This window comes from Variovorax atrisoli 110B (assembly GCF_000382045.1).
In the GTDB taxonomy this organism is placed as follows: Bacteria; Pseudomonadota; Gammaproteobacteria; order Burkholderiales; family Burkholderiaceae_C; genus Variovorax; species Variovorax atrisoli.
Map to the genome: position 1 here is coordinate 73,235 of NZ_KB907463.1, position 15,040 is coordinate 88,274.

A 15,040-nucleotide genomic window follows, 5' to 3' on the forward strand; every position below is an offset into this window, starting at 1 on the left:
TCGGCGCCATTTCCGGCGACGGCGAACAACCGATCAGGAGATACCGACCATGCCGCATCGCACGCTTCTTGTTTCTTCCGCCCTTCTCGCAGCCGCGCTGATTCCTTTGGCAGCGTCCGCCGCCGGCGAGTACCACTTCGCGCCTACAGAGGCCGGCGTCACGCGCCACCCCGATCACGCGAGGCAGGACCTGTCGCGCGACAGGGTCGTGGCCGAGCTGGAGACGGCGCAGAAGCAACCCGCGTGGAACAGCGTGAGCCGCGGCGCGCCCTGGCCCGCGGCACGCATCGGCCAGCCCGCCACGCGCGACGCGGTGGAGGCCGATGCCATCAAGGCGATGCGGGCGGGAGCGATCCCCTCGGGCGAGCGATAGGTGCGCGCCTCTTCACCGGAGATGACAGAAACGTCATCGACGGGTTATCGCCCTCACAGGTCCGCTTTTTAGAGTCGGATCACCAGGCAACCAACCAACGTCACATATCAAGGAGTCACCAAGCAATGAGCAAGCAAGCATCCGCCACCCGCTTCATCGGCACCGCCGCCCTCGCCGCGCTGCTGGGCACCATCGCAGCGCCCAGCTTCGCCGGCAACTACGCCGAGGGCGATCCGCGTCCTGTGCCGCTGGTTTCGTCGACCACGCGCGCTGCCGTGACCGCCGATGCGATGCAATGGCTGAAGACCGCGCCCACGCAGGGCTACAGCAGCAGCTACGAGCAGCAGGCGGTGGCGGTCTCGGCCAACTCCCGCGCCGCAGTGGCTGCCGACACGCAGCTGTGGATCCGCTCGGGCCTGGCGGCCCAGCAGAACAGCGAGGCCGGCGCCGACACGATGAAGCCCGGCTACCGCGAGGCCGCGGCCGAGTACGCAAGGCTGCGCGCGAGCCCCGCCTACGGCGCGCTGGTCGATCAGCTCAGGAACCAGCAGGCCGCCGCCCAGCCGCAGACACGGCTTCGCTGACAGAAAGGAACGTGCCGGCCGCCCCTTGCGCTGCCTGGGGGCAAGCAAGGGTAGGCCGACGGCAGTTCCTTGGTTCTATCTCCTACGACCTGATGTCTTAGGCCGCATCTTTTGCCACGATTCGATGCGCGAGCCGGATAATCCTCCGATGCTCGACCTGGACCGCATCGATCTCCGCCTCCTGAAAATCCTTCAGGAGGACGGCCGCATCACCAACCTCAAGCTGGCCGAAGCGGTGGCGCTCTCGCCCACTGCCGTGCTTGCGCGCGTGCAGCGGCTCACGCGCGACGGCTTCATCCAGGGCTACGAGGCGCGGCTCGATCCGCACAAGCTGGGCCGCGGCTTCACCGTCTTCGTCGAGGTGCTGCTCGACCGCACCACCCCCAACGTGTTCGACCAGTTCAAGGCCGCCGTGCAGGTGCGCGACGAGATCATGGAATGCCACATGGTCGCCGGCGGCTTCGACTACCTGCTCAAGACCCGCATGGCCGACATGGCTGCCTACCGCGAGTTCGCCGGCACGGTGCTGTGGCAGCTGCCGGGCGTGCGCGAGACGCGGACCTATGCGGTGATGGAAGAAGTGAAGAACAGCGCGCGGCTGCCGCTGGGGGTCTGAGGCAAGCCCGTCAGGCCCGCTTGGCGTAGTTGCGGCCGCCGAAGATCGCCGTGCCCACGCGCACCATCGTGCTGCCCGCGCTGATGGCTGCCTCGAGGTCCGCGCTCATGCCCAGCGACAGGGTATCGAGCGCGATGCCCGCGTCGCGGATCGACTGGTACACCGCATGCGCGCGCAGGCACAGCTCGCGCTGCGCTTCGAAGCCGGTGGCCGGCTCGGGAATCGCCATGAGCCCGCGCAGCCGAAGTTGTGGCAAAGCCGCCACAGCGCGCGCCAGCGCCAGCGCCTCTTGCGGAGGCACGCCGGACTTGTTCGCGCCGCCGTCCACATTAACCTGAAGGCATACATCCAGCGGCGGCAGGTGCGCCGGGCGCTGGGCCGAAAGACGCTCGGCGATCTTCAATCTGTCGATGCTGTGGACCCAGTCGAAGTGCTCGGCCACCGGCCGCGTCTTGTTGCTCTGCAGGGGCCCGATGCAGTGCCATTCGAGGGAAGAACGCAGGTCGGCGAGGGCTTCGATCTTGTCCAGCCCTTCCTGCACATAGTTCTCGCCGAAGGCCGACTGGCCCGCCGCGTGCGCCTCGCGCACCGCATCCGGTCCGAAGGTCTTGGACACCGCCAGCAGGCGCACGCCGGCCGGGTCGCGGCCGGCCGTTACACATGCCTTCGCGATCCGGTCGTTCACTTGCTGGAGGTCGTCGCCAATCATCGTCATAATCGTCCAAAATCGTATCAAAACGTCACGAAACCCGAGCCGAGGAGCCCCGTGGACATCACCCAACTGCTGGCGTTCAGCGTCAAGAACAAAGCCTCCGACCTGCACCTTTCCGCGGGCCTGCCGCCGATGATCCGCGTCAACGGCGACGTGCGCCGCATCAACGTCGATGCGCTCGACCACAAGGGCGTGCACGCCATGGTGTACGACATCATGAGCGACACGCACCGCAAGCACTACGAAGAGTTCCTGGAGGTCGACTTCTCCTTCGAGATCGACGGCCTCGCGCGCTTCCGCGTGAACGCCTTCAACCAGGCGCGCGGCGCGGCCGCCGTGTTCCGGACCATTCCCTCGAAGATCCTCACGCTCGAGCAGCTCAACGCGCCCAAGATTTTCGGCGAACTGGCGCTCAAGCCACGCGGGCTGGTGCTGGTGACGGGTCCCACGGGTTCGGGCAAGTCGACCACGCTGGCGGCGATGATCAACTACCTCAACGAGAACGAGTACGGCCACATCCTCACGGTGGAAGACCCGATCGAATTCGTGCACGAGTCGAAGAAGTGCCTGATCAACCAGCGCGAGGTCGGGCCGATGACGCTGTCGTTCTCCAACGCCCTGCGCTCCGCCCTGCGCGAAGACCCCGACGCCATCCTGGTGGGCGAGCTGCGCGACCTGGAGACCATCCGCCTGGCGATGACCGCGGCGGAGACGGGCCACCTGGTGTTCGGCACGCTGCACACCTCGTCGGCCGCCAAGACCATCGACCGGATCATCGACGTGTTCCCGGGCGAGGAGAAGGAAATGATCCGCGCCATGCTCTCGGAGTCGCTGCAGGCCGTGATCTCGCAGACGCTGTGCAAGACCAAGGACGGCCAGAGCCGCGTGGCGGCGCACGAGATCATGCTGGGCACCCCGGCCATCCGCAACCTGATCCGCGAGGCCAAGGTGGCGCAGATGTACTCCACCATCCAGACCGGCCAGGGCTCGGGCATGCAGACGCTCGACCAGAACCTGACGGAACTGGTGCGCCGCAATACCATCTCGGCAGCGGAAGCCCGCAGCAAGGCGAAGATTCCCGAGAACTTCCCCGGCTAGCCATGGGGCGCCACGGCTTTTCACTTCGCTGCGCTGCGCGCACCGCCTCCTCCCGTGGGGAAGGCGCGGCCGCCTTGGGAAGGCCCGGCGGTCGGCCGCCAGCAGGTTCTATCTAAACAGATCAAGGAGCGCTCTCATGGAACGCGATCAAGCCAGCCAGTTCATCAACGACCTGCTCAAGCTCATGGTGAGCCGCAACGGCAGCGACCTGTTCATCACGGCCGACTTTCCGCCAGCCATCAAGGTCGACGGCAAGGTCACCAAGGTCTCGCAGCAGGCGCTGGGCGCGCCGCACACGCTGGCGCTGACCCGCTCGATCATGAACGACCGCCAGACGGCCGAGTTCGAGCGCACCAAGGAATGCAACTTCGCGATCTCGCCCACCGGCATCGGCCGCTTCCGCGTGAACGCGTTCGTGCAGCAGGGCAAGGTCGGCATGGTGCTGCGGACCATTCCCGCGAAGCTGCCGACCATCGACGGCCTGGGCATGCCGCAGGTGCTGAAGGACGTCTCGATGACCAAGCGCGGCCTGTGCATCCTGGTGGGCGCCACGGGCTCGGGCAAGTCGACCACGCTGGCGGCCATGATCGACTGGCGCAACGAGAACTCCTTCGGCCACATCGTGACGGTGGAGGACCCGGTCGAGTTCGTGCATCCGCACAAGAACTGCGTGGTGACGCAGCGCGAGGTGGGCATCGACACCGACAGCTGGGAAGCCGCGCTGAAGAACACGCTGCGCCAGGCGCCCGACGTGATCCTGATGGGCGAAATCCGTGACCGCGAGACCATGGAGCACGCGGTGGCCTTCGCCGAGACCGGCCACCTGTGCATGGCCACGCTGCACGCCAACAGCGCCAACCAGGCGCTGGACCGGATCATCAACTTCTTCCCCGAAGAGCGCCGCGCCCAGCTGCTGATGGACCTGTCGCTGAACCTGCGCTCGCTGATCTCGCAGCGCCTGGTGCCGACCGAAGACGGCCTGGGCCGCGTGGCCGCGGTGGAGGTGCTGCTGAACACGCCGTTGATTTCCGACCTGATCTTCAAGGGCGAGGTGGGCGAGATCAAGGAGATCATGCGCAAGAGCCGCAACCTCGGCATGCAGACCTTCGACCAGGCGCTGTTCGACCTGTTCGAGAGCCACTCGATCAGCTTCGAGGACGCCATCCGCAACGCCGACTCGGCCAACGACCTGCGCCTGCAGATCAAGCTCAACAGCCAGCGTGCACGCAGCACCGACCTGGCTGCGGGCACGGAGCACTTCGCGATCGTCTAGGGCTGCGCGCGGTTCACGGCGCCGCCAACCGAGGACGGCGCAGGTAGCCGTAGAGCAAGGCGACCACTTCATCGACGAATTGGGGTCGCTCGAGTACTGCGGGATCGTGCGACGTCGCCTCATGGATGACCGCATGCGCGGCGACCAGCCCGATCCGGATCGCCACGCGCAGATCGGGAACGTGGCGCGCGTACGGCTCCAGAGCCTTTCGCAGTTGCTCGACCCGGTCTTCGTTGTCGATTTCACATCGCACCGACCTCGGCAACTCGTCGACGATGGCCCGATGCACTGCGGGAGCGATCCGGTGTTCGTCGACCATGGCCTGAACGAGCAACACGAGAGCTTCGCGCAAGGTGCGCTGGGCGGGTAGCTGCACGAGGGCTTGCGCCAACTTGCTCTGGGTCTGGAGGATGTGACGCCGCTGCAGCTCCGCGACGATCGCCTCCTTGTTCGGGAAGTACTGGTAGAGCGAGCTGATGTTCACGCCGGCGCGTTCCGCGACCGCGTTCGTGGTCAGTCTCTCCCATCCGAAATTCACCAGAATGTAAGCCGCCGCTTGGGTAATGGCGTCGACAGTAAGCTGCGAGCGCTGCTGGCGCGGGAGTTTCCTGGGTTCGGTGGCCTTGCGGGCGGCTCTCATCTGGCGGCTCCGGAATGCAAGTATCGAAAAACAAAGCATGAGCTTACTATTTGCTCATGAAGACGCAAAGCAGTCCGTCGCTCTGGACGGCATTTCTTGAAATCAACCACCGCCGTCGCGCCATCCGCGATTTCGACAGAACAGCGGTCCTGGCCGATGGCGAAGTCCGCGAGATCCTCACGGAGGCTGCGCGTGCGCCCTCGAGCGGCAATCTGCAGCCGTACCGCTTCCACTGGGTTCGAGACCCGGACATGAGGGCGCGCCTGGCCGCCGCGTGCAACGGCCAGCGCGCCGCAGCGTCGGCTGCCGCGCTGATCGTCGTCGCCGCCAGCCCGCAGATTGCACTCAGCACGGCTTCACAGCAACTCGCCCACGTCTCGGCCGACAGCGAGTTGCCGGAGCGAGCGAAGGTCTACCATCGAAAACAATTGAGGATGTTCCGCCGCGTTCTCGGAACGGGCTCCTGGGCTCCCTGGACACTTCTTACGTCGCTCGCCGCCCTGATTCGACCGGCGCTTTCTCTGCTGCCCGTGGGCCACCTGGGGGGACGCGGCTGGGTCGCGCGGAATTCCGCGTACGCAGCACAGACACTCATGCTCGCGGCCGCCGCCAAGGGCATCGATTCATGCCCCATGGAAGGGTTCTCCGCCCCGAAGGTCGTCGATCTTCTCGGTCTTCCCCGGGGGACAGTCATCCCCGTGATCATCGCGTTGGGATACCGGGCAAGCAACGCCCGCGTCGAACAGCAATGGCGAAGGGCCTCGGCCGAGGCCGTCGTCGAGCACTGAATCCATCGCGGGGACGAACCCCGGGTACGGCGTCGGCGAGATCGTTGTGGCCGCTACCGCACCAGCGGCGGCGATGAGGATCTAGTCGATCGTCTTCTGCCACGCAGCGAACACCCCCGCCGCCAGCGCAATCACCGCCATCGCGGTGAAGCCGTCCAGCGAGGCCATGAAGGTGGCTTGCTGTTCCAGCGTGCGCCACAGCGTGCCCAGCGCCATCGCGCGGGCCTCGCCCGCCGAATGCCCCGTCGCGGCGAAGCCGTGGGTCAGCGAATCGAGCGCCTGCATGAAGCTCGCGTTCGCGGCATTGGCCGATTCGCTCAGCCGCACCTCGTGAAGCGCCAGCCGGTGCTGCTGGAGCGCGATCACGGTCGAGGTCGCGAACGAGATTGCGAGCTGGCGCACCAGGTTCTTCAGCCGATAGCCGTGCGAGAACTCCTCCGCGGCGAAGGGCCTGAAGGTGAGGTTGGCAACGGGCAGCACGACAAAGAGCATCAGCAACCCGCGCAGCAGCAGCGGCACCAGCAGGGCCTCGCGCCCGGCCTGCGGCGTGATGCGCGAGAGCATCCACGCCGCCAGCGCCGCGATGCCGAAACCGATGACGATGAGCCACTTCTTGCGAGCCAGCCGCGCCGAATACTTGAGGTAGACGAAGACCAGCAGCCCCGTCGCGAACGAGGCGGCCCCGGTGAAGTAGCCGGTGTTGCCCACGGTGAAGCCGAGCCCGCCTTCCATCATGCGCGGCAGCAGGTAGCTGAAGCCGGTCGAGAGGTAGTAATAGACGACGTAGAGCGCCAGCCCCACGCGGAACGACGCGTTGCGCAACGCATGCAGGCGCACCAGCGGCGCCGGATGCCGCCACTGCTGCCAGCCGAACCACGCGAGCCCCGCCACGCCGGCGATGGCAAGTCCGACGAGAGCGGGCGAGCCGGCGAAGAGCTCGAAGTGCGAGCGCGTCAGCACCACCTGCAGCGCAGCCTGCGCGAGTGCGAACACCAGGTAGGCGAGGTAGTGCGGTTCGGTGCGCTCGTGCGGCTCGACGTCGCCGATGTCGGGCAGCGTCCACAGCACGAGCAGTCCGATGAGCGCTGCCGCCGGCGCAGTGCTTGCGAACAGCCAGCGCCAGTCGAAGTTGGCGACCAGGAAGGCACCCGCGACGGGCGCCAGCGCGCCGCCGAAGACGATCAGCACCATGAACGCCTTCAGCGCCTTGGCGCGGCGCGCGGGCGGAATGCCGATCTGGATCAGGATGCGGCAGGCGCCCAGCATGGGCCCGACGAAGTAACCCTGCAGGGCACGCGCGAGCGTGAGCTGCATCGAGCTGTCGCACAGCGCCGCGGCCGCGCCGCCGGCAGCGAAGGCGAACATGCACACGGCGAGGTAGCGCCTGTAGCCCAGCCGCTCGATCCACGCATGCTGGTGCAGGATGCCCAGCACGGCGCCCAGCGCGTAGGCGCTGGAGGCCCACACGAGCTCGTCGGGCGACGCATTCACGCCCCCGGCGATGTAGCTGGCGAAGAAGGCGAAGAGCGCGTTGTCGAAATAGTCGATGGCCGTGACGAGGCCGATGGCCCAGGGCAGCAGCGCGACCGCGGCGGTGCTGCCGCGCGAGGGCCACGCCAGGGCCGGGGTGCTCATGGCGCGGGCCGCTCCCTGCGGCGCTGCTCGAGCGCCTCTTCGAGCGGCTCGCCCGCAAGGCGGCGCTCCACGTAGTCCAGGTCGCGCTTGAGCTGCGCCTGCAGCGCCGCGGCTTCCTTGAGCTCGCGCCGAACCTGCGCCACGCGCGCATCGAGCGTCGCGAGCTGGCCCGTGAGCGTTTCGCGCAGCGTCTTGAGCGAAGCGTTCGACAACCGCGGGCGGCCGCCTTCGGCCGGCGCTTCCATCGGCTGCTGCAGCATCGCGGTGATGGCCGTGAGCGAGAAGCCCAGCGATCGCATGCGCAGCACGCGCGCGAGCTTGTCGAGGTCGGCCTGCTCGTAGAGGCGGTAGCCGCCTTCGCTGCGCATCGGCACCACGAGACCCAGCTCCTCGTAGTACTTGAGCGTACGCGGCGTGACGCCGAGCCGCGCCGCGGCATCGCGCACGGTGATGTTGCTGGCGGGGGTCTGGTCGGTCATGATGGGTCGATCCTAGCCAAACCTATACGTTCACGTACAGGTTGGCCGGGGATCCCACCTCTCGTGGAATGGCTTTAAGCTGTGGCCCCATGAGCAGCATCACCCCCCGCACCTACGAATCCATCCCCGCGCAGACAGTGGCCTTCCTCGGCCTCGGCGTCATGGGCGGCCCGATGGCCGGCCACCTGGCCAAGGCCGGCCACCGCGTCACGGTCTACAACCGCACCGCCGCCAAGGCGCAGGCCTGGGCCGACGAATTCGGCCCGCCCGGCCGCCATGCAGCCACCCCGCGCGAAGCGGCGGATGGCGCCGACATCGTGTTCTGCTGCGTCGGCAACGACGACGACCTGCGCTCGGTGGTCCTGGGCGACGACGGCGCCTTCGCCGGCATGAAGAAGGGCGCTGTGCTGGTCGACCACACCACTGCCTCGGCCGACGTGGCGCGTGAACTCTCGAAGGCCGCGCAGGCGCTGGGCCTGCATTTCATCGACGCCCCCGTCTCGGGCGGCCAGGCCGGCGCGCAGAACGGTGCGCTCACCGTGATGTGCGGCGGCGACGCGGCAGTCTTCGAGCGCATCAAGCCGGTGGCCATGGCGTTCTCGCGCGCGGTCACGCTGCTGGGCGAAAGCGGCGCCGGCCAGCTCGCAAAGATGGTGAACCAGATCGCCATCGCGGGCCTGGTGCAGGGCCTGTCGGAAGCCATCGCCTTCGGACAGCGCGCGGGGCTCGACATGGAAGCCGTGCTCGGCGTCATCAGCAAGGGCGCAGCCCAGAGCTGGCAGATGGAGAACCGCGGCAAGACCATGATCGAAGGCAAGTTCGACTACGGCTTCGCGGTCGACTGGATGCGCAAGGACCTGGGCCTGGTGCTCGACGAGGCCAAGCGCAACGGCGCACGCGTGCCGGTGACGGCGCTGGTCGACCAGTTCTATGCCGACGTGCAGCAGGCCGGCGGCCGACGCTGGGACACGTCGAGCCTCATCACGCGGCTGAAGTGACCGCCTGAAGAAAGCAAAAAAGCCCGCGGATGCGGGCTTTTTCATGGGTGGTGGACGGTGCCTCTTTCTCAGCGCACCGGAGAAGTCGTCACCCCGTTCGAGGACGGTGTGGACGACGAGCCCGCCGGGGGCAGCGGGTCCATCGGCGGCAGCGGCACGCGCGAGCCGAACGACGACGGCGCGGACGGCGTGGCCGAGGTGACCGGCGCCGGACCCGTGCCGCCGCGCTGCGCCGCGGCCTGGTTCGCGGCCTGGCTGGCGGCCAGGTCGGCCTCGCTCACGACCTCGACCATGCGCACCACCTTGACCACGCCCGAGACGCCGCGCGCGATCTCGGTCGCGCGGTCGGTCTCGCGGCGCGTGGCGATGCCCATCAGGTAGACCACGCCGCGCTCGGTCACCACCTTGAAGGAGTTCGCGAAGATGTCCTTGGCATCCAGCAGCGAGGCCTTCACCTTGCCGGTGATGTAGAGGTCGTTCGAGCGGTCCTGGAAGGTGCTCGAGGAGCCGACGGTCAGTTCGTTGACCACCGAGCGCACGTTCGCGATGCGGCCCACCTCTTCCTCGACGCGGCGGCGGTCGGCATCGCTGCCGACGGCGCCGGTCAGCAGCACCTGGCGGTTGTAGCTGGTGACGCTCACGTACATCTGGTCGTTGGCGATGTCGCGCACGCGGGCCGCGGCGCGCAGCTCGATGCCTTGGTCGTCGAGCTGTGCGCCCGAGCTGCGGCGGTCGGTGGCCACCATGCCCACGCCCACCACGGCCGCGCCGCCCACGACGAGCGGCACGCAGGCGGAAAGGCTCGTGACCAGTGCGGCGCCCAGTGTCAGGGCGAGTGCGAAACGTTGGGTCGATGTCGTCGTCATGGTCTTGAAGGTCATGAGGAAGCTTCCTGTTCTCCGAGTAGCTGGGCGTCCACGCCGTCGCAAAGGCAGTGCAGTGCGATCTGGTGGATCTCGTGGATGCGTGCCGCACGCTCGTGCGGCACGCTGATCTGTACGTCCGTCTCGCGCAGCGCGCGGCCGATGGTGCTGCCTGCACCCGATGCCGCGTTGCCCAGCAGCGCGACGACGGTCATGTCGCGCTCGTGCGCAGCGGCCACTGCCGCGAGCACCGATGCCGACTGGCCGCTGATGCTCAGGGCAAGCAGCACGTCGCCGGCCTGGCCGAGCGCGCGCACCTGGCGGGCGAAGCGATCGGCATCCGGAGCGTCGGGGCCGTCGGCGGCGGGGTCGGTGGCATCGCCGGGCAGCGCGATGGCGCCGAGCTCGGGCCGCTCGCGTTCGAAGCGGCCCACGAACTGCGCGGCGAACTGGGCCGCCAGCAGGCCGGAGACGCCGGCGCCGCATGCGAGCACCTTGCCGCCGCTGGTCACGCAGGCCAGCAGGGCCTGCATCGCTTGGGAGATGGGTTTGCTGAGTACCGGCCCGGTCTGGTACTTGAGGTCGGCACTGTCGATGAAGTGCTGCTGAATCCGTTGCTCGAGCATGGGGCGGGATGATAACTGGGGGCTGTGAAACAAGACGTTCGAGTGTGGAGCCTGCATTGCGGCTTCAGTTCCCTCGGACGGCGCATCAGCCGGCATCGAAGGCCGCCTGCAGCCAGGTGATCCGGTCCTCCACCAGCACCACGTCGAAGCGGCACGGCGGCACGGTGCGCAGCCGGCTCAGGTAGTGCTGCGCGGCGAACACGATGCGCCGCTGCTTCAGCCCCGTGATGCTGCCGCCCGCGCCGCCGTGCGTGCCGGAACTGCGATGGCGCACCTCCACGAACACCAGCGTGCCCGTGGGAGACGGGCGCGGATCGCGCATGATCAGGTCGATCTCGCCGCCGCCGCGCCCGGGCGTCCGATAATTGCGGGCGAGCAGCACGAGGCCCGCGTCCCGCAGGTGGTCGAGCGCGGCGTCTTCCGCCGCATCGCCCCGATGCTTCGTTGTGGTGTCGGTCTTCATGGCCCTCCCTGGCCGGCTCTCGAGAGTCTTCTTTTTCCTGCTGACTGTTCGTTCCGACGGAGAAACCCCTTGGCTTCACTCGCTCCCGCCTCTTTCGGCGCGGCCCTCGCGGCCGCTCATGATGCCGCGGGTACGCAGCATTATCCGCAGGGCACGCTCTACGTCGTCGCCACGCCCATCGGCAACCTGGCCGACATCACGCTGCGCGCCCTGCACGTGCTGCAGCTGGTCGACGCCGTCGCCTGCGAGGACACCCGCCATACGCAGAGCCTGCTGCGCGCCTACGGCATCGACCGGCCCGGCTCGCAGCTGCTGGCGGTGCACCAGCACAACGAGGCCGAGGCGGCGCAGGCGGTTGTCGCGCGGCTCGCGCAGGGCGAGCGCATCGCCTACGTCAGCGACGCCGGCACGCCCGGCGTGAGCGACCCCGGCGCACGGCTCGCGGCCGCGGTGCGCGCCGCCGGACAGCGCGTGCTGCCACTGCCGGGCGCCAGCAGCGTGACCACGCTGGTCGGCGCGGCGGGGCTGGTGGCCGAGGGCGGAAACGACGGCAACGCCAGCAGCGCTTTCGTCTTCGCGGGCTTCCTGCCGAGCAAGGCCGGCGAGCGCGATGCGGCCGTGCAGGTGCTGTCGCAGGAACCGCGCGCGGTCGTGCTGCTGGAGGCCCCGCACCGCATCGAGAACCTCGCACGCGCCCTGGCCACGCTGGGCGAACGCCGCATCACCGTGGGCCGCGAGCTCACCAAGCAGTTCGAGGAAATCGCCACCGTCGCCGCGGACGCGCTGCCCGACTGGTTCGCCGCCGACCGCGACCGCACGCGCGGCGAGTTCGCACTGGTGCTGCATCCCGTGGCCGTGAGCGGCGACGGCGGGGCCGAAGGCGAGCGCGTGCTGCGCCTGCTGCTGGCAGAGCTGCCCGTGAAGACGGCCGTGAAGCTTGCCGCCGAGATCACCGGCGCCCCGCGCAACACGCTGTACGACACCGCCCTGCGCATCCGCGACGAGGCACAGGAAGACTAGCCCGGCGGGAGCAGGAGAAGGAATTCCGGCGGCACCGCCGCCGTGAGCCACACGCCGTTCTCGGCGCGATGGAAGACGTGCCCCAGCTTGCATGCGGCCTGCCTCGACCTTCAGCACATGCGCCTTGCCGTGGCGCTGCCCCACCTGCACGGCAGTGGCTTCATCGGCGGACAGGTGCACATGCTGCCGCGAGCCAGGCAGCAGGCCTCGGGCGCGGATGGACGCCAGGAAGCGCGTGGCCGTGCCATGGAAAAGAATCGGCGGCGGCTCGACCGGCTCGAAGCTGCGGTTCACCTGCGGCGTGGAATGACCCTGCAGCGCGCGGATGCGCAGCCCGTCGGCCGACAGCTCGTAGCGCTTCTTCGTGCCCGAATCGACCACCTGTGCAACCTCTGCCGCCGTCAGCACCCGCCCTGCGGCCACCGCCCCCGCCACCAACGCATCGATTCCGGCCCAGCCCTGCGCATCGAGCCTCAGTCCGATGGACTCCGGCGCGTGCCGCAATACGTACGCGATGAACTTGCTGATGTCTTCGGGCCTCGTCATCGGGTCTTCCAGTGATCTGCGTACGCCAGCAGTGCGTCCATCACCCGCTGCACGTGCGCGGCCGGCGGCCGGTCGGCCGCGTGGAACACGTGATAGTCGATCGACGGATAGCCCTGCAGCGGAATCGCCACCAGGCCATGGGGAATGTGGCAGCAGGCATTCACCACCGTCAGGCCGAAGCCAAGCTGGGCGAAGCGCAGCATCAGCTCCCAGCCATTGGCTTCGAGCGACGGCTGCAACTGCACCGACTCGGCCTGCAGCAGCCGGCCAAGCAACTCGCGGTGCGGTCTTCCTGCCGGCGGCACGATCAGCGACGCGCCCTTGAGGTCGCGCAGGCGCACCGACTTGCGCGCGGCCAGAGGATGCGTGCGCGGCACGACCAGCACCTGCCCCACGGTCGTCAGCCGCATGGCGCTCAGGCCGGCGGGCACGGTGCCGAGCGGCGCGATGCCCAGGTGCGCCTGCCCCGAGCGCACCGCCTGGATGGATTCGTCGCGATCGCGCGTGAGCAGCTGCAGATGAGGTGAGGCGCCCGCGCCGGAGAAGCGCGAGAGCGCCTTGCCGAGCAGGTAGAGGTAGGCGCCCTCGCCGGCCGCCAGGGTGACCACCGCCGCGTCATCTCCCTGCGCCAGACCCTTCACGAAGCGCTGGTTCAACGCGAGCAGCTCCCGCGCGTGTCGCGCGACCTGCTCGCCGGTAGCGGTGAGTTCGAGAGCGCCGCCCACCCGCACATAGAGCTTCGCATCGAGCTGCTCCGAGAGCTTGCGCACCTTGGCGTGCAGCGCCGGCTGGCTGATGTGCAGAAGGCGCGCCGACTCGCTGAAGTTCAGCGTGTCGGCGAACACGGCGAACGACTGCAGCGCGTCGAGATTGGTGCGGGGAATGTCCATCTGGTTGCCTGTCGCTATCCATTTTATGGATAGCGTATCCAGTATCAGTAGTTCCTGATGATGACCTTCGTTCCTACGATCCGCCTGCTCGACGAAAGACTCGACAGCAACAAAACAAGGAAGGAACACGAAATGAAGAACACATCCGCATCGGAACTCCCCCGTCTCGGCATCGACATCGGCCGCGTGCTCATCGCGGCCGAAAGCACCGACGGCGCGGACACCTCATTCATCGGCGGCTCGCTGCAAGACGCGCTGGACACACCGCCGTACGAAGGCATGTTCGAGGCGGTCGCGCCGCTCGTCGACAGGTTCGAAGGCCGCGTCTGGCTGGTGTCGAAGTGCGGACCGAGCGTGCAGGCCAAGAGCCGTGCCTGGCTGCAGCATCACCGCTTCTTCGAGCGCACGGGCGTGCCGCCCGCGAACCTGCGCTTCTGCCTTCAGCGCCCGCAGAAGGCCGACCACTGCCGTGAACTGCGCATCACCCACTTCATCGACGACCGCAGCGACGTGCTGCGCCACCTCAAGGGCATCGTGCCGAACCGTTATCTGTTCGGTCCGCAGCGCAAGCCGGTGACGGTGGATGGGCTCGTGCTGCTGCCGGCGTGGAAGGACGCCGCCGCACTCGTCGGTTGACCGATCGGCCAGCGGGTGCGCCGAATGCCTGTGTCGCTAGCCGTCCAGCTCGGCGTAGCGCCTGAAGATGCCGTCCTCGTTGAACGCGATGCGGCGCGGGCTCTGCAGGTAGTCATGCACGCGCTGGCGACGCCGCACATTGGCATGCAGTTTCTCGACCGCGGGCGTGGCAGCGAGCGCACGGGCCGCCGCCTTCGGAAAGGCATATCGCAGGCCGTCCACGAGCTGGAACAGCGACAGATCCGCATAGGTCAGCGTGTCGCCCACCAGATGCAGGCTGCCCGCGGGATTGCGCTGCAGCACCCGCTCGAACCAGTTGAGGAATTTCGGGATGCGCTCATCGCGAAAGGCCCGCGCGCGCATCACCGCCGCATCGCGCTGGTCCTCGTAGTAGGCGCCGACCGAGATCGGATGGTGCGTGTCGTGCGCCTCGGCCACCACGTCGGCGATGGTGAGCTGCAGCTGGTGCGTCCACAACCCGTCGGACTCGCCCACGCCCGACAGGCCGAGCCGCGGCCCGAGGTACAGCAGGATCGCGGCGGTTTGCCCGACCACTATGTCGCCGTCGACGAGAAATGGCGGCGCAAAGGCGGGACGAGCGCTGTCGGGATCGCCCAACCGCTCGCCAAGAGCGGATTCACCACCGCCTTCGGCTTCGGGCAACCGCGCTACATCGACATAGTCCGCACCGGCGGCCTCGAGCGCGAGCCGAACGAATTCACCGCGACCCTGGATGGTGGGCCAGTAATGGAGTTGGTAGGGCATACGGAGATGGTGGCATGGGTGTAGCGATTTGCGAA

Annotated in this window: 18 protein-coding genes and 1 pseudogene; 9 read left to right on the plus strand and 10 right to left on the minus strand. The window is 68.0% G+C overall.

Going from position 1 to position 15,040, the window contains the following annotated elements; genetic code table 11:
- Positions 1-49: 49 nt before the first annotated feature.
- The 3 genes from G369_RS0128930 (at position 50) to G369_RS0128940 (ending at position 1,573) form a co-directional block, all read left to right on the plus strand.
- Entirely contained in the window at positions 50-373 is a 324-nt protein-coding gene (locus G369_RS0128930; protein ID WP_020723340.1) for a DUF4148 domain-containing protein, read from the plus strand.
- A gap of 125 nt (positions 374-498) precedes the next feature.
- On the plus strand, positions 499-957 hold the full coding sequence (locus G369_RS0128935) for a hypothetical protein (RefSeq protein WP_019657563.1): 459 nt from the start codon (positions 499-501) through the stop codon (positions 955-957).
- Positions 958-1,105: 148 nt separating this feature from the next.
- Complete coding sequence (locus tag G369_RS0128940) at positions 1,106-1,573, plus strand: Lrp/AsnC ligand binding domain-containing protein (RefSeq protein WP_019657564.1); 468 nt, start codon at positions 1,106-1,108, stop codon at positions 1,571-1,573.
- A 10-nt stretch (positions 1,574-1,583) separates the two neighbouring features.
- Here the strand turns inward: G369_RS0128940 and G369_RS0128945 are convergent, their stop codons facing one another.
- Positions 1,584-2,288 (minus strand): YggS family pyridoxal phosphate-dependent enzyme, encoded by a 705-nt coding sequence (locus G369_RS0128945; RefSeq protein ID WP_019657565.1) that lies wholly within the window; start codon positions 2,286-2,288, stop codon positions 1,584-1,586.
- 51 nt (positions 2,289-2,339) lie between these two features.
- Here G369_RS0128945 and G369_RS0128950 point away from each other — a divergent pair, with 51 nt between their 5' ends.
- Together G369_RS0128950 and G369_RS0128955 are read left to right on the plus strand one after the other, a co-directional pair.
- Complete coding sequence (locus tag G369_RS0128950) at positions 2,340-3,383, plus strand: type IV pilus twitching motility protein PilT (RefSeq protein WP_019657566.1); 1,044 nt, start codon at positions 2,340-2,342, stop codon at positions 3,381-3,383.
- A gap of 136 nt (positions 3,384-3,519) precedes the next feature.
- Complete coding sequence (locus G369_RS0128955) at positions 3,520-4,656, plus strand: PilT/PilU family type 4a pilus ATPase (protein WP_019657567.1); 1,137 nt, start codon at positions 3,520-3,522, stop codon at positions 4,654-4,656.
- A gap of 13 nt (positions 4,657-4,669) precedes the next feature.
- Here G369_RS0128955 and G369_RS0128960 read toward each other — a convergent pair whose 3' ends face one another.
- Positions 4,670-5,296, minus strand: coding sequence for a TetR/AcrR family transcriptional regulator (locus tag G369_RS0128960; protein WP_019657568.1), 627 nt, complete (start codon positions 5,294-5,296; stop codon positions 4,670-4,672).
- A 56-nt stretch (positions 5,297-5,352) separates the two neighbouring features.
- Between G369_RS0128960 and G369_RS0128965 the strand changes: the two genes are divergently transcribed.
- Complete coding sequence (locus tag G369_RS0128965) at positions 5,353-6,084, plus strand: nitroreductase family protein (RefSeq protein ID WP_019657569.1); 732 nt, start codon at positions 5,353-5,355, stop codon at positions 6,082-6,084.
- 81 nt (positions 6,085-6,165) lie between these two features.
- On the opposite strand, the gene G369_RS0128970 is transcribed toward G369_RS0128965, so the two are convergent.
- Both G369_RS0128970 and G369_RS0128975 read right to left on the minus strand, forming a co-directional pair.
- The gene (locus tag G369_RS0128970; RefSeq protein ID WP_019657570.1) at positions 6,166-7,719 is read right to left on the minus strand and encodes an MFS transporter; all 1,554 of its coding nucleotides are present in this window, start codon (positions 7,717-7,719) and stop codon (positions 6,166-6,168) included.
- On the minus strand, positions 7,716-8,198 hold the full coding sequence (locus tag G369_RS0128975) for a MerR family transcriptional regulator (protein WP_019657571.1): 483 nt from the start codon (positions 8,196-8,198) through the stop codon (positions 7,716-7,718). The genes G369_RS0128970 and G369_RS0128975 overlap by 4 nt, the downstream gene beginning before the upstream one ends.
- 89 nt (positions 8,199-8,287) lie before the next feature.
- Here G369_RS0128975 and G369_RS0128980 point away from each other — a divergent pair, with 89 nt between their 5' ends.
- Entirely contained in the window at positions 8,288-9,196 is a 909-nt protein-coding gene (locus G369_RS0128980) for an NAD(P)-dependent oxidoreductase (RefSeq protein ID WP_019657572.1), read from the plus strand.
- A 68-nt stretch (positions 9,197-9,264) separates the two neighbouring features.
- On the opposite strand, the gene G369_RS0128985 is transcribed toward G369_RS0128980, so the two are convergent.
- From G369_RS0128985 to G369_RS0128995, 3 genes are all read right to left on the minus strand, one after another.
- Positions 9,265-10,077, minus strand: a complete 813-nt coding sequence (locus G369_RS0128985) for a BON domain-containing protein (protein WP_019657573.1) — start codon at positions 10,075-10,077, stop codon at positions 9,265-9,267.
- Positions 10,074-10,685 carry an SIS domain-containing protein gene (locus G369_RS0128990; RefSeq protein WP_019657574.1) on the minus strand — a complete coding sequence of 204 codons (612 nt, stop codon included), beginning with the start codon at positions 10,683-10,685 and terminating at the stop codon, positions 10,074-10,076. Before G369_RS0128990 ends, G369_RS0128985 begins: the two co-directional genes overlap by 4 nt.
- Before the next feature lie 85 nt (positions 10,686-10,770).
- Positions 10,771-11,148 carry a YraN family protein gene (locus tag G369_RS0128995; RefSeq protein WP_019657575.1) on the minus strand — a complete coding sequence of 126 codons (378 nt, stop codon included), beginning with the start codon at positions 11,146-11,148 and terminating at the stop codon, positions 10,771-10,773.
- 69 nt (positions 11,149-11,217) lie between these two features.
- On the opposite strand from G369_RS0128995, the gene rsmI reads away from it, so the two are divergent.
- Complete coding sequence (gene rsmI, locus G369_RS0129000; protein ID WP_019657576.1) at positions 11,218-12,168, plus strand: 16S rRNA (cytidine(1402)-2'-O)-methyltransferase; 951 nt, start codon at positions 11,218-11,220, stop codon at positions 12,166-12,168.
- A 144-nt stretch (positions 12,169-12,312) separates the two neighbouring features.
- Here rsmI and G369_RS37835 read toward each other — a convergent pair.
- Positions 12,313-12,714: pseudogene (locus tag G369_RS37835) on the minus strand (RNA 2'-phosphotransferase); the annotation flags it as partial.
- Complete coding sequence (locus G369_RS0129010) at positions 12,711-13,604, minus strand: LysR family transcriptional regulator (RefSeq protein WP_019657578.1); 894 nt, start codon at positions 13,602-13,604, stop codon at positions 12,711-12,713. The gene G369_RS0129010 and the pseudogene G369_RS37835, both read right to left, overlap by 4 nt.
- Positions 13,605-13,736: 132 nt before the next feature.
- On the opposite strand from G369_RS0129010, the gene G369_RS0129015 reads away from it, so the two are divergent.
- Complete coding sequence (locus tag G369_RS0129015; protein WP_020723342.1) at positions 13,737-14,240, plus strand: hypothetical protein; 504 nt, start codon at positions 13,737-13,739, stop codon at positions 14,238-14,240.
- A 36-nt stretch (positions 14,241-14,276) separates the two neighbouring features.
- Here G369_RS0129015 and G369_RS0129020 read toward each other — a convergent pair whose 3' ends face one another.
- Complete coding sequence (locus G369_RS0129020) at positions 14,277-15,005, minus strand: glutathione S-transferase (protein WP_019657580.1); 729 nt, start codon at positions 15,003-15,005, stop codon at positions 14,277-14,279.
- Positions 15,006-15,040: the final 35 nt, after the last annotated feature.

Bases quoted from the DNA above. Each gene is read 5' to 3' on its own strand.
- G369_RS0128930 (WP_020723340.1), top strand. From the start codon at position 50: ATGCCGCATCGCACGCTTCTTGTTTCTTCCGCCCTTCTCGCAGCCGCG.
- G369_RS0128935 (WP_019657563.1), top strand. From the start codon at position 499: ATGAGCAAGCAAGCATCCGCCACCCGCTTCATCGGCACCGCCGCCCTC.
- G369_RS0128940 (WP_019657564.1), top strand. From the start codon at position 1,106: ATGCTCGACCTGGACCGCATCGATCTCCGCCTCCTGAAAATCCTTCAG.
- G369_RS0128945 (WP_019657565.1), bottom strand. From the start codon at position 2,288: ATGACGATGATTGGCGACGACCTCCAGCAAGTGAACGACCGGATCGCG.
- G369_RS0128955 (WP_019657567.1), top strand. From the start codon at position 3,520: ATGGAACGCGATCAAGCCAGCCAGTTCATCAACGACCTGCTCAAGCTC.
- G369_RS0128960 (WP_019657568.1), bottom strand. From the start codon at position 5,296: ATGAGAGCCGCCCGCAAGGCCACCGAACCCAGGAAACTCCCGCGCCAG.
- G369_RS0128965 (WP_019657569.1), top strand. From the start codon at position 5,353: ATGAAGACGCAAAGCAGTCCGTCGCTCTGGACGGCATTTCTTGAAATC.
- G369_RS0128970 (WP_019657570.1), bottom strand. From the start codon at position 7,719: ATGAGCACCCCGGCCCTGGCGTGGCCCTCGCGCGGCAGCACCGCCGCG.
- G369_RS0128975 (WP_019657571.1), bottom strand. From the start codon at position 8,198: ATGACCGACCAGACCCCCGCCAGCAACATCACCGTGCGCGATGCCGCG.
- G369_RS0128980 (WP_019657572.1), top strand. From the start codon at position 8,288: ATGAGCAGCATCACCCCCCGCACCTACGAATCCATCCCCGCGCAGACA.
- G369_RS0128985 (WP_019657573.1), bottom strand. From the start codon at position 10,077: ATGACCTTCAAGACCATGACGACGACATCGACCCAACGTTTCGCACTC.
- G369_RS0128990 (WP_019657574.1), bottom strand. From the start codon at position 10,685: ATGCTCGAGCAACGGATTCAGCAGCACTTCATCGACAGTGCCGACCTC.
- G369_RS0128995 (WP_019657575.1), bottom strand. From the start codon at position 11,148: ATGAAGACCGACACCACAACGAAGCATCGGGGCGATGCGGCGGAAGAC.
- G369_RS0129010 (WP_019657578.1), bottom strand. From the start codon at position 13,604: ATGGACATTCCCCGCACCAATCTCGACGCGCTGCAGTCGTTCGCCGTG.
- G369_RS0129015 (WP_020723342.1), top strand. From the start codon at position 13,737: ATGAAGAACACATCCGCATCGGAACTCCCCCGTCTCGGCATCGACATC.
- G369_RS0129020 (WP_019657580.1), bottom strand. From the start codon at position 15,005: ATGCCCTACCAACTCCATTACTGGCCCACCATCCAGGGTCGCGGTGAA.